Below are 13,332 nucleotides of genomic sequence, written 5' to 3' on the forward strand. Positions count from 1 at the left end.
TACATTTTATTATCTATTAAGCATCCTGAAAAATCGCCTAAAAAATCAAATCCAATAACAGTCTCTTAAAAAACAAAAATCATCACTGCCATATGCGCCGCTCTTAAAAATACGCATACGTCCACATCCCAATATGAAATACAAGACGCCTAATAGCTTGCTTCTTTAACAAGTATGATAAAATTTGTTTGCCATATCTTATGCCCTGAATGCTGTTACAAAACCGTTCAGCAAAGAAACATTTAGGCAATAGTAAACATCCAAAAGAGGCATTTACTCTCTATCTTTTCTAAAATAATGAATGCGATAGCTATAGAAAAAACTATCATATGTTTATTACTATTTGATATTTACCATTTTTATAAAATTCTTCATTATTTCACTCTTTTCTCTCCTTTTATTCAAAATCAACCAACGTATAGTGATAAAACTCATCCTAAAATTGTTTTATAAAAACCTCGATTTCCATTGTTATGGATATAATTTTTATGCAGCAATATATACATAATAAATAAATTAAAGAGATATTTTACTATTTTTAAAATCTACAAAAATAAAATACTTAATTTATAAATTATTTATAATATACAATTTATATTTTACTACTGCAGTTCAAAAATATCAATATGTAAAAAATATTTTTTTACATATTGATATTTTTAAAATTATAAAGATAATTTATTTGATTAGATATATTACATTATAAAATAAAAAATTTCATAATTTTAATATTTTTTATATATAATAAATGTTATATAATTGCATTTTTGTTTCAAAATGAAAATAATAATGATCATTTCAATATGATTTTCCTATGAAACAATATTTTCATTAAAATAGATTAAGGAAAATTTTTAAATCTTTATGGTACTCTGAAATCTGGTAAAAGCTCTTAGAACACAATGCGTAAAAATGAGGAAGACCTATTTATCACTTGGCTAATTGTCAATAATTACCTTTTGACTTTATGATGATCTCTGCTTTTTCATGATTGAGCAACCATTACAGACCAATGGCATAGATATATCTTGCAAGTAAATGAGGCTTGGCAGATTATTTCTAATCTTGGTTGCCATTATTAGATGTCCTTCTAGCACAAATCATTAGCCTTTTGTTGTTGGCTTAATCCTTATTCGTACCCTGGTGTCTCTTATTTTTCTCAAAATTAAAAAGTTTTAGTGCATAAAAGCAAAGAATAAGCCAAGAAATCCAAATAACACCTACGATTAAAACGGGTCGTGTATCATCAAAAAACCATAATAAAATAAAAACAAAAACCATAAATAAGATAGAAAAAATTGATCCTATAGGCCAAAATGGAATTGGAAATTTCAAACTAGATTGTATCTCTTCCGACATTTTAAGACGCATAAAAATTTGCGAAAGTAATATCATCATCCAAACAAAAACTGTTGCAAATGTTGCCATTGCTGCAATGAGAAAAAAAAGCCGATCGTGGTAAAAATAATTCAGGACAACGCCAAAAAGAAAGATGATAAAAATTAGTAAAATAACAAAAATAGGTATACCGTTTTTTGATAAATATTGAAACCTCTTCAAAGCATAACCTTCTTGCGATAAACCATATATCATGCGACCAGCACCATACATTCCACTATTCATTGCCGAAATAGCCGCTGTAACAACAACAACATTCAGAATATGAGCTGCTGATGAAATTCCAAGGCTTTCAAAAATTGAAACGAATGGACTCTCCATAAGGCCAATTTCATTCCAAGGATAAAGTGCCATCAAAATGGTTAACGTCATGATATAAAACAGTAAAATCCGAATGGGAGTAGAATTAATAGCCTTTGAAATTGTTTGATGAGGATCTTGCACTTCCATCACCGCCATCCCGATGATTTCTATGCCCCCAAAAGCAAAGATAACCACACTAAAGCAAGCAAGAAAACCAAACCAACCATTTGGAAAAACACCACCATTTTTCCATAGATTATTGATACTCACTGTAGAGGAAATTGTACTTGTACCCAAACCAAAGAAAATAATTGCTACTCCTAAAACAATGATAGCGATGATAGCAACGATTTTGATGGAAGAGAGCCAAAATTCTAACTCACCATAAACTTCTACTGCTGCCAAATTAATACCGGTAATGATTAATGTAATGCTAAGGGCCCATATCCAAGGTGCAACATCAGGATACCAAAATCCCATATAAGTCGCAAAAGCTGTGATATCTGCCAGACCAACAAGAATCATCTCAAAAACATATGTCCATCCTGTTACAAAACCAGCCAATGGTGATATATAATTTGCAGCATAGCGTGCAAAAGAACCAGGGAGTGGATTATGAATGATCATCTCACCGAGAGCACGCATAACCATAAAAATAGCTAAACCAGCAATACAATAAGCAATCAAAACACTTGGACCAGCAAGCTTAATGGCTTGTGCAGATCCGTAAAAAAGACCCGTTCCAATAGCAGAACCAAGAGCTAAAAAGATAACCTGGCGCTTACTCATACCCCTTTTCAGTTCATTTGTTATCATTTTTTCCCTTAATTCATTGAAATACTGAAAAAACCACACTCGAACACCAGCTTTATGATAAATAAAGCCTCATGTTTCTTTCACGGAATATATTTAAAAATCATCGAACAGCGACCACTTAGACATTTGGTCTTAGTAACGAAAATACTTTTATTGCGAATTATCTAGCTTTTTATAGCCTACAACTTTGTATCATTTCATTCATTTCATATTCTCTATTTTTTGCAGAAAAAATATTAGATTTCAGGCACCATTCATTCCTATACTTCTTTTTTGTGTACCGAAACAGAAATTCAAAAATTCACAACGTACTAGTTTAGCATGAATGTGCTAAAACTTTTTGTTACTTTAAGCAAACTCTCTCTATGTTTTTTAACCCATAACAATAAAAAATTATACACTGTACCGTATAAAACAACTTCGAACACCAATGCAATAGCTTAATCAGTGATAAAGTGAATCTCGCCAATCTTCAAAGGCTTGAGAAAATGTAGTCCCTACCCATCTCTTAAAAACTCCAACCATCTTAAGAGCAAGTGTTCCAAGGAAAAGAGCTATTGCGGTAACCTTTTCAGCCTTTTGTCTAATAATAGATATATCATTTTCTTTAGCATTTTGACCTGAAATACCGATAAAAATTCTATTTTTTTCCTTAAAAAGAATATCTTTTTCTTGTAAAACCATGGCCATAACAATACCTTCTTGAGAACGACATTTCCAAAGATTTGCATTAACCTCTACAATTTGTGAAAAACAAAAAATAACGACCATTAAAATACGTAATATGCTGTTCATAAACATGTATTTCCCTTTATTTTGATTTTTTAAATACAAATAAGTAATACGAAACTCATAAAGTATCCAAAAAACAAGAATAATAGATAATAAAACTATTCGCTTTAATTAATGGAATACACATAATACAATTTTGTAAGAGTAAAGAAATACAAGATGAAAATCCAATTTGTAGCTTTCTCTCAAGTAGGCTAAAAAGCTCCGTAAAAACCACTGGCAAAGCAGTCTTCCAAATATTAGCTTTTACAAACTAGTGCTTATAAATCATATACCAATGAAATATAATATTAGGAAGATAACTGAACACAAACACCCAACACATATAATCACTTAAATGAATGTATATTCATTTAAGTACGCAAAATATCATCAATTCCACAAATGTTGTATGAAGAAGTCCAAGAATTAAATGCCTTTCCTTCCTGCTTCTATCAAAATAAATATTATTTTGGCTTTAATTGTGGAAAAATTGTTTCTGATAAAACGGATAATAAACGCCCTTCACTTACAAGGATATGCGCTTTATGGAGATCTGACGCCAGATAACGATCTCCCTTCAAAGTATCAATATTTTTGCGGAGATATTCCATAACAGACTGTAATAAGGAGCTTGTTTTTAAAGGAGCCCGATATTCAATTCCTTGTGCTGCAACAAGCGTTTCAATACCAATAATAGTAAAGAGATTTTCACTCATTACCAACAATCGACGAGCACCATGGCAAGCCATTGAAACATGATCTTCCTGATTTGCTGAAGTTGGCGTTGAATCAACCGAAGCAGGATGTGCCATTTGTTTATTTTCAGACATTAAAGCTGCTGCTGTTACTTCAGCAATCATAAAACCCGAATTAAGACCCGCATTTTGGGCTAAAAAAGCTGGGAGCCCATAAGAAAGCGCTGGATCAACCATGAGAGCAATGCGCCTTTGAGAAATTGATCCTATTTCACATAATGCAAGAGCGATCTGATCAGCAGCAAATGCTACAGGTTCAGCATGAAAATTTCCACCCGATACAACTGTATCGTCGCTTAAAATCAATGGATTATCTGTGACCGCATTTGCTTCAATAATCAATGTTCTTGCTGCTGCTATAAGAAGATCAAAACATGCGCCCATAACCTGTGGTTGACAACGTATACAGTAAGGATCCTGTACACGGTCATCATCACGCAAATGTGCAACGCGAATTCCCGAATCCTTTATAAGATTTTCTAATGTCTCCGATACAGCAATCTGGCCATAATGGCCTCGTAAAATATGGATATCAGGATGAAATGGTGCTGTTGATCCCATAACAGCATCAGTCGTCAAAGCCCCTGCAAGAAGTCCACCACACAATGCTCGATAACCTCGAAAAAGACCTGCAAGAGCAAGTGCTGTTGATGTTTGGGTACCATTAATAAGAGCCAAACCTTCTTTTGCCTCTAAAGTAATAGGACATAATCCTGCTTTTTCTAAAGCAGCAGCCCCACTCATACGAATATTCTGAAAAAAAGCTTCTCCCTCTCCCATCATAACAGCAGCCATGTGAGCAAGTGGGGCAAGATCACCTGATGCACCAACAGACCCCTTTTCAGGGATAACAGGAATAACTCCATTTGCAAGCATATTTTCTAGCAATTGCACCAACTCTAGACGAACACCTGAAGCTCCACGCCCTAACGAAATAAGCTTTAAGGTCATCATTAAACGCACAATATTTTCTGCTAAAGGCGCTCCCACACCACAACAATGTGACAAAATGAGATTTCTTTGTAGAATAACCACATTATTTGCATCGATTTTAATCGATGCTAATTTACCAAAACCGGTATTGATACCGTAAACTGGTTCACTTCCAGCAGCAATTTCTGCAATGCGTTCAGCTCCTTTTTTGATAGCATGATAAGTATCATGATGAAGTTTGCTTACTTCACCATTCCAATAAACAGACTCAAGTTGGCTAAGCGTTACTTCGCCCGGATTTAGTACAATAGTCATAATTTTCTTTCTCGCTTATTTATAGCATAATGCTTAAGACTGCTGCTCATTTGTTCATTAAACAAAAAAGGACCTTTGCTCTTTAATGCTTAATGTGATAATTAAAATTGTTGAGATAAAATAATTCTGCCAATTCTTTAAATTCGCTCATTAATGATACTCATATATTTTTCTTTCTACAATTTCACAAAAAGTAAAATATTAAGATATATATGCGTCTCACTTTACGAATAATCTTTATAAAATTTTCAATGCAATATTATTATAAATAGTCCTCTCCCCCCTGCTCATAATAAAGAAACGAAGATGTTGAAAACAAAAGTGCTGACTTCTCATCTGTTTCTTAAAATAACGAAAAGAGCAGTTTTCTTATTTCATAAATTAAGAAAAATTTTCTACACAGAAAGTAATACCTCTAGCAAAATAACAAAAATGATAGCAATTTTTTCCATTAATTCCCCCCACTTGCTCGATTTTAATACCCAAAATAATTAACCGAAATGGCTCTCAAAAAAGCAATAAGTTTTGCTCTTTTTAAATTACTTTTCCCATTCAGTATAGAACTGAATAACATATTCCCGTGAAATTACTTTAAAATAAGAACACTCTATTGCCAAAAAACCAAAACCCATTACAAAATGGTAAAAAATGAAATGGAAACTTTGGTGCACCCGACAGAATTCGAATCTGTGACCTCTGCCTTCGGAGGGCAGCGCTCTATCCAGCTGAGCTACGGGTGCTTATCACTGATTGTTAAAATCATCTGTAGTCTTTTAACTGATCATACTTACTGCTTCAATGATGAATTATCATTCTGATAAAAATACTTGTTTATGTTTTATAAACACTGTGCAATCCTCCTCCCCTCTCCGGCAATGATCTTTTCTCTTTAAACAGATTACCTTTTGTAAAAAATCCCCTTCTTATTATAAAGATGGCTTTTATTACAACTTCAAAACTCTCAAAAAGTAAGTTACAAAATAAATTGCAAATATCAGGATAATTTTTAATGACTCGATTACCAAGCCGCTTTCATTTTATTTCCGCGGAAACTGAAGATGCTATCCAAGCTACTAATAAATTAATTTCTGCTTACGGTCACTATTCTTTGGAAGAAACTGACGTCATTGTTGCAATTGGTGGCGATGGAACAATGTTACAAACAGTGCGCAACGTTATGAACACTGGAAAACCTATTTACGGCATGAATCAAGGCTCCGTAGGGTTTCTTATGAATGAATTTCATGAAAAGAAATTGCCAAGCCGCATTGCTGTCGCACATAAAAAGGAAATTCATCCCCTGCGTATGATTGCAAAAGCTGAGTGTCAAGGAACTATTGAAGCACTCGCCATCAATGAAGTCTCCCTCTTTCGTCAATCTTACCAAGCAGCAAAAATTCGTATCAGCATTGATGATAACGTGCGTATGGAACAATTAAGTTGTGACGGTATCCTCGTTGCCACGCCAGCAGGATCAACTGCATATAATTTATCAGCACAAGGACCTATTTTGCCTCTCATGGCTCCCCTTATGGCGCTTACTCCCGTTAGCCCTTTTCGTCCTCGTCGTTGGCATGGAGCACTGCTTCCTAATACGGTAATAGTACGCTTTGATATGCTTGAGCCTGATAAACGTCCTGTAAATGCTGCTGCTGATAATGTTGAAGTGAAATCTGTCCATTCAGTGACTATTTCAATGGCAACAGAAGTAACAGCCTCAATCCTCTTTGACTCTAACCATTCATGGGATGAACGTATTTTATCAGAGCAATTTCTCTATTAATTATTGTATTATGCTCTCTATGCGTGTATGTCCGTTATAGTTGACTTTTTTATGAAGGTACTTTACCCCTCTGTATAATTTTATAATGCAGGGTACTTAATTTTACTAAGAGTTTGGAGAGCGAAATTAAAATCGCAAAACAATTGATAGAAAAAATGGCACCATCTTTAAACAGTTTTGATGATTTAGGTCTTTCTGCAAAGGTTATTAAAGCAGTAAAGTCAGTCGGGTATACCGTTCCAACGCCTATTCAAAGTGGGACAATTCCCCATGTATTGCAAAAAAAAGACGTTTTAGGAATCGCCCAGACAGGAACTGGAAAAACAGCATCTTTTGTTTTGCCTATGCTGACACTTCTTGAAACAGGACGCGCAAGAGCACGTATGCCCCGTACTCTCATACTAGAGCCAACACGGGAACTTGCAGCCCAAGTTGAAGAAAATTTCGATAAATACGGAATAAATCATCGTTTAAATGTTGCTCTTCTCATTGGTGGTGTGTCTTTTGAACAGCAAGATCGCAAACTTGAAAGAGGGGTTGATGTTCTTATAGCAACACCAGGACGCCTTCTTGACCATTTCGAACGCGGTAAATTGCTTTTAATGAGCGTTGAGATTCTTGTGATTGATGAAGCTGATCGTATGTTGGATATGGGTTTTATTCCTGATATTGAACGTATTTGCAAGCTAACCCCCTTTACGCGTCAAACTTTGTTCTTTTCTGCAACAATGGCGCCAGAAATCACAAAACTAACAAAGCAATTTTTACATTCTCCTGTAACTGTTGAAGTTACAAAAGCATCCTCGACAGCTAGTACAATTACACAGCGGCTTGTCAAATCTGGAAATAAGTCATGGGATAAAAGAGCTGTTTTGCGAGCACTCATCCACAATGAAGGCGACAAACTTAAAAATGCTATTATTTTTTGTAACCGAAAGAGAGATATCTCTGAACTCTTGAGGTCACTTATCAGACATAATTTTAGTGCTGGGGCACTTCATGGCGATATGGACCAACACTCCCGTATGAGCACGTTGGCCGATTTTAAAGATAATAAAATCACACTTCTTGTCGCCTCTGACGTGGCTGCTCGTGGACTTGATATTCCTGCAGTCAGTCATGTTTTCAATTATGATGTTCCTACACATGCTGAAGATTACATTCATCGAATTGGTCGTACAGGACGCGCGAATCGTAGCGGAAAAGCTTTTACGATTGTCACAAAAGCTGATCAAAAATATATCAGTGCCATTGAAGAAATAAGCAACGAAAAAATTGAATGGCTCAATGGAGATCTCTCTACTTTAGAAAACTCTGACCAAACAGATGATCTTATTTTAAAGAAAAAATCTCCACCATCATCAAAGAAAACTGCTCAAAAAGAGCGTTCTGTTCACACCCAAAAGTCATCGAAGGATGATAAAGTTACTTATATAAAGACCACAAATCATAAAGTAAATCTACTTGAAAAGCGGCATCCTCGAAAAAACAATACTCATACTCCCTTTGGATTTGGTGATGATATACCAGCATTCATGCTCATAAAAACCCGCACTAAATAGAAATTTGCTTCTTAAAGAAAACAAATACTCTACCAAGTACTCAAGCGAATACAATACTCTAGGAGCAGTAGGCTTTATTTCCCTTGCATAATCAGTCTTTTTATTACTTTCTCACGCCCTAAGAGCTGTAAAAGCTTTCCCATTTCAGGCCCATGATCCATTCCAGTAAGTGCCTGACGTAAGGGCATAAACAAAGCTTTCCCTCTACGATCTGTTTTTTCTTTTAATGCATTCGTCCAAACTTTCCAACTTTCGTCATTCAATGCACCCTCAGGCAAGAAATTGAGTGACTGACGAATGAATGCACGATCCTCAAGCGCCACTGTATCAAAATTCTGTTCCTCATGGAGCATTTTCCACCACAAAATAGCATCATTTACTTTATCAATGTTCCTTCTTATCGCGTTCCAAAAATATTCCACCTTTTCTCCCTCAATAGAAAGATTTTTAAGCCGCTTTTGAACTTCCTCATAGGTTAACTCATGAACAAGATGACTATTCAAAATAAGAAGATCAGCAATATCAAATTTTGCAACCGATCTTGATGTCTCTTGCAGATTGAAATGCCCTAAAAGAGCTGCTTGATTAGGATAAGGATGCACATTTTGTGACGTTCCAATCAAAACGGCAAGACACTGAACAGCTATAGATTCAAATCCCTCTGCCCGTAGAGAGCGAATAGAAAGATCATTGTTTCGTTTTGAGAGCCCTTTCCCTAAAATTGTAGTCAATAAATTGATATGACCAAAAGTTGGCAATTCTGCACCAAGAGCTTTAAAAAGAGCAATCTGCGCACCCGTATTTGTAATATGATCATCCCCACGAATAATATGTGTAATGCCCATATCTATATCATCAACTACGGAAGGTAGCGTATAAAGGTAGCTTCCATCTTCCCGAATGAGAATAGGATCTGAAAGAGAAGCCAAATCTATTGTCTGCTTTCCCTTTACTGCATCATTCCAGCAAACTTCTGTTCGCTTTTTTTGTAAAGGATCATTTTCAAAATTAGGAAGAAGAAAACGCCAATGCGGTTTACGACCTTGTGTTTCAAATTCTCTTTTCTCTTCTAGTGTTAACTTTAGTGCAGCGCGGTCATAAATAGGAGGCAATTTGCGTGAAAGCTGGATTTTACGACGCCGATCTAATTCTTCTGCTGTTTCATAACAGGGATAAAGAAGACCACGTTGTTTGAGAGTTTCCGCAACTTCATCATATCGATTAAATCGCTTAGATTGATAATGAATTTCATCGGGATGAACATCAAGCCATTCAAGATCAACAGCAATAGCATCAATATATTCCTGCTTAGAACGTTCAACATCTGTATCATCATAGCGCAAGATAAATGTCCCATTATGTGCTTGCGCATAAAGCCAGTTGAACAAGGCAATACGGATATTGCCAATGTGAACATAGCCTGTTGGAGAAGGTGCAAAACGAACTTTTATCATAAAATAGTACTCAATTTTTATTTTGTATTATCGCGAAAACGATTGACAATGGGATAACGGCGATCGCGTCCAAAGTTCTTGGAACTAATTTTTACACCAGGGGCGGATTGTCGTCTTTTGTATTCGGCACCATAAAGAAGGTGTTCTATTTTCTCAACTGTTTCCCGTAAATACCCACGTTTAATAATATCACAAACACTCATGTCATCTTCTATAAGAGATTGCAAAATATCATCCAGAATAGAATAAGGAGGGAGAGAATCTTCATCTTTTTGATTTTCCCGAAGCTCTGCGGAAGGCGCTTTTGCTATAATATTGGGAGGAATGGCAATTCCCTTTGGTCCCTTCAAATTTTGCAAATGATTTTGATTGCGCCACTGTGCTAATTTGTAGACTTGCGTTTTGTAAATATCTTTAAGAGGGTTAAAACCTCCATTCATATCACCATAAAGTGTTGCATATCCTACAGCCATTTCCGACTTATTGCCTGTTGTTACCAGCATTGAGCCAAATTTATTCGAAAGTGCCATCAAGATAACACCACGTATACGACTTTGAAGATTCTCTTCTGTCACATCAGATGGCAATCCTAAAAAAAACGGCGCCATTGTCTTCAAAAAAACCTCAACAGGTTGTGCAATCGGTATTATTTCATAATGACATCCTAAAAGATGCGCACATTCTTTAGCATCTTCTAAGGATTCTTGTGATGTATAATGATAAGGCATCATTATGCTGCGAACTTTCTCAGCACCAAGAGCATCCACCGCCATTGCCGTACACAGAGCTGAATCAATCCCTCCTGAAAGACCAAGAATAACGTTCTGAAAGCGGTTTTTATCGACGTAATCTCTCAAACCTAATACACAAGCTTGATAATCAGCAGCTAACCCATTAAGAAGAGTTTCATTGGGACCAAAAACACATTGCCATCCAGCTGCTTTTCGTTGCCAATAGCTCAAAGCAATATGGCTTTCAAAATGTTTCATTTGAAATACCATTTTGCCTTGTCCATCCAATGCAAAAGATCCCCCATCAAAAACCAGCTCATCTTGACCACCAACTTGATTAGCATAAATAACTGGCAAACCGGATTGAAGCGCTTGTGCACGTACGACTTCTATCCGTTTAAGTGTTTTATCACGTTGATAAGGAGAGCCATTAAGAGTGAGGACAATCTCAGCTCCTTTATTGGCAAGTTCTGCACAAAGAGAAAAATCATTCCAAATATCTTCACAAATCACTATTCCTAGTTTTAGCCCATGATAGACGATAGGCTCAGGGCGTGGACCAGAAGAAAATACACGTTTTTCGTCAAATTCAGCATAATTAGGTAGATCAAATTTTAAGCTTTCAGCAACTATCTGCCCTTCATCAAGGAGCACAACTCCATTGTAAATGTTATTATTATACCTTAGAGGAAGACCAATTATGATTCCTGGTCCCCTCTTCGTTACCTTTGCTAATTTTTTAACAGCATCTTCACATGTTTGAGTAAAAGCAGGTTTCAGAACGAGATCTTCCGGTGGATAAGCACTTATAAAAAGCTCCGTGAATAAAACTAGGTCAGCACCCTCTTCTTGAGCCTTCTGATGCGCCCTTACGGCAAGAGAAAAGTTCCCTTCAATATCACCAACGATAGGATTTAATTGGGCAATTGCTACCCGGAAATCATTTTTCATAAGCTTTTGCACCATTTCATCCGTTTGGCAAACATATCTCTGTTTTTACTTATTGCAAAAACACTCCTCTTTTTTAAAAACCTGCTTTTATAAAACCTCATAAAAATGTTATGTTATTTCCTCTAGCCACTGGCAGCCAATATTAATGGTTCCGTATTACGGTTTTTTTTCAGAAGCTCAGCTACAAGAAAGGCTAATTCTAACGCTTGATCTGCATTTAATCGTGGATCACACTGCGTATGATAGCGATCAGACAAATCTTCCACAGAAATAGCACGTGCACCCCCTGTACATTCAGTGACATCACGACCAGTCATTTCAATATGAATGCCCCCTGGATAAGTTCCCTCTTCATAATGCACTGAAAAGAACTTTTCTACCTCTTTCAAAACATAATTAAAAGGTCGCGTTTTGTAACCATTGACAGTAACTGTATTTCCATGCATAGGATCACATGACCATATCACACTCCTTTTTTTGCGTTCAACGGCACGGATCAATTTAGGCAAATAATTCTCAACTTTATCATGGCCAAAACGCGTAATGAGTGTCAATCGCCCTGGTTCATTTTCAGGGTTTAAAATATCAATTAATTTCAAAAGCTCATCAGGCTCAATGGAAGGACCACACTTCAATCCAAGTGGATTTTTAATACCGCGGCAATATTCAACATGGGCATGATCAATCTGGCGTGTACGATCGCCAATCCATAACATATGGCCAGACGTTGCATACCAATCCCCAGAAGTCGAATCAATGCGCGTTAAAGCCTCTTCATACCCAAGCAAAAGCGCTTCGTGACTGGTATAAAAAGACGTTTCACGTAATGAAGAATTCGTTTTGGAGGTAATTCCTATGGAGCGCATAAAATCAATCGCTTCAGAAATACGCTCTGCTAACATTTCATAACGCTCCCCCTGTGGACTATTAGAAACGAAACTCAACATCCATGCGTGAACATTTTCTAAATTGGCATAGCCCCCTTGTGAAAAAGCACGCAATAAATTAAGCGTTGCAGCAGACTGGCGATAAGCCATAGACATTCTTTGTGGATTAGGAATACGAGAATCGCCCTCAAATTCAATGCCATTAATAATATCCCCGCGATAGACAGGAAGCTCAACACCGTCTTTACTTTCCATGTCTGAAGAGCGTGGCTTTGCAAACTGACCAGCAATACGACCAATTTTCACAACAGGCTTAGAACTGCCAAAAGTTAAAACGATTGCCATTTGCAAAAATACACGGAAAAAGTCACGGATATTATCAGCTTCGTGCTCTGCAAAACTTTCTGCACAATCTCCACCTTGTAATAAAAAAGCCTGCCCCTTCGCAACAGTTGCTAATTCATTTTTCAAATCACGTGCTTCACCCGCAAAAACCAAAGGAGGATAGCTCCCTAGTTTTCGTTCAACATCTGCTAAAATAGATTTGTCAGGATAAGTTGGAACTTGTTTAATTGGCTTTGCTCTCCAGGAGTCTGGTGCCCATTCTTTTATCATTATACTCTCTCCAGAGGCTTAAGCTTGCACCTTTTCGAAAAGCTTTAGACTCTAC

8 protein-coding genes and 1 tRNA gene are annotated in these 13,332 nt (G+C 36.4%); 2 read left to right on the forward strand and 7 right to left on the reverse strand.

What is annotated here, in order from left to right; translation table 11 throughout:
• Positions 1–1,122: 1,122 nt before the first annotated feature.
• The 4 genes from BN200_RS00015 to BN200_RS00035 all read right to left on the reverse strand — a co-directional run bounded on the left by BN200_RS00015 (position 1,123) and on the right by BN200_RS00035 (position 6,034).
• Complete coding sequence (locus BN200_RS00015) at positions 1,123–2,517, reverse strand: amino acid permease (protein WP_019220354.1); 1,395 nt, start codon at positions 2,515–2,517, stop codon at positions 1,123–1,125.
• Between the two features lie 444 nt (positions 2,518–2,961).
• Entirely contained in the window at positions 2,962–3,312 is a 351-nt protein-coding gene (locus BN200_RS00020; RefSeq protein ID WP_341871737.1) for a hypothetical protein, read from the reverse strand.
• A 443-nt stretch (positions 3,313–3,755) separates the two neighbouring features.
• A complete protein-coding gene (gene hutH, locus BN200_RS00025) occupies positions 3,756–5,294 on the reverse strand; it encodes a histidine ammonia-lyase (protein ID WP_019220356.1) in 1,539 nt (512 codons plus the stop codon).
• A gap of 663 nt (positions 5,295–5,957) precedes the next feature.
• A tRNA-Arg gene (locus BN200_RS00035) sits at positions 5,958–6,034 on the reverse strand.
• Between the two features lie 269 nt (positions 6,035–6,303).
• Here BN200_RS00035 and BN200_RS00040 point away from each other — a divergent pair.
• Positions 6,304–7,077, forward strand: coding sequence for an NAD kinase (locus tag BN200_RS00040; RefSeq protein WP_019220358.1), 774 nt, complete (start codon positions 6,304–6,306; stop codon positions 7,075–7,077).
• A 155-nt stretch (positions 7,078–7,232) separates the two neighbouring features.
• Positions 7,233–8,639, forward strand: coding sequence for a DEAD/DEAH box helicase (locus tag BN200_RS00045; RefSeq protein ID WP_034988795.1), 1,407 nt, complete (start codon positions 7,233–7,235; stop codon positions 8,637–8,639).
• Between the two features lie 74 nt (positions 8,640–8,713).
• Here the strand turns inward: BN200_RS00045 and gltX are convergent, their stop codons facing one another.
• The 3 genes from gltX to BN200_RS00060 all read right to left on the reverse strand — a co-directional run bounded on the left by gltX (position 8,714) and on the right by BN200_RS00060 (position 13,277).
• Positions 8,714–10,093, reverse strand: a complete 1,380-nt coding sequence (gene gltX / locus BN200_RS00050; RefSeq protein ID WP_019220360.1) for a glutamate--tRNA ligase — start codon at positions 10,091–10,093, stop codon at positions 8,714–8,716.
• A gap of 17 nt (positions 10,094–10,110) precedes the next feature.
• Positions 10,111–11,775, reverse strand: coding sequence for an NAD+ synthase (locus BN200_RS00055; RefSeq protein WP_081585538.1), 1,665 nt, complete (start codon positions 11,773–11,775; stop codon positions 10,111–10,113).
• 122 nt (positions 11,776–11,897) lie between these two features.
• Positions 11,898–13,277 carry a class II 3-deoxy-7-phosphoheptulonate synthase gene (locus tag BN200_RS00060; RefSeq protein ID WP_019220362.1) on the reverse strand — a complete coding sequence of 460 codons (1,380 nt, stop codon included), beginning with the start codon at positions 13,275–13,277 and terminating at the stop codon, positions 11,898–11,900.
• Positions 13,278–13,332: the final 55 nt, after the last annotated feature.

Origin of the sequence: Bartonella senegalensis OS02, from assembly GCF_000312545.1 — a bacterium.
Classification (GTDB): Bacteria; Pseudomonadota; Alphaproteobacteria; order Rhizobiales; family Rhizobiaceae; genus Bartonella; species Bartonella senegalensis.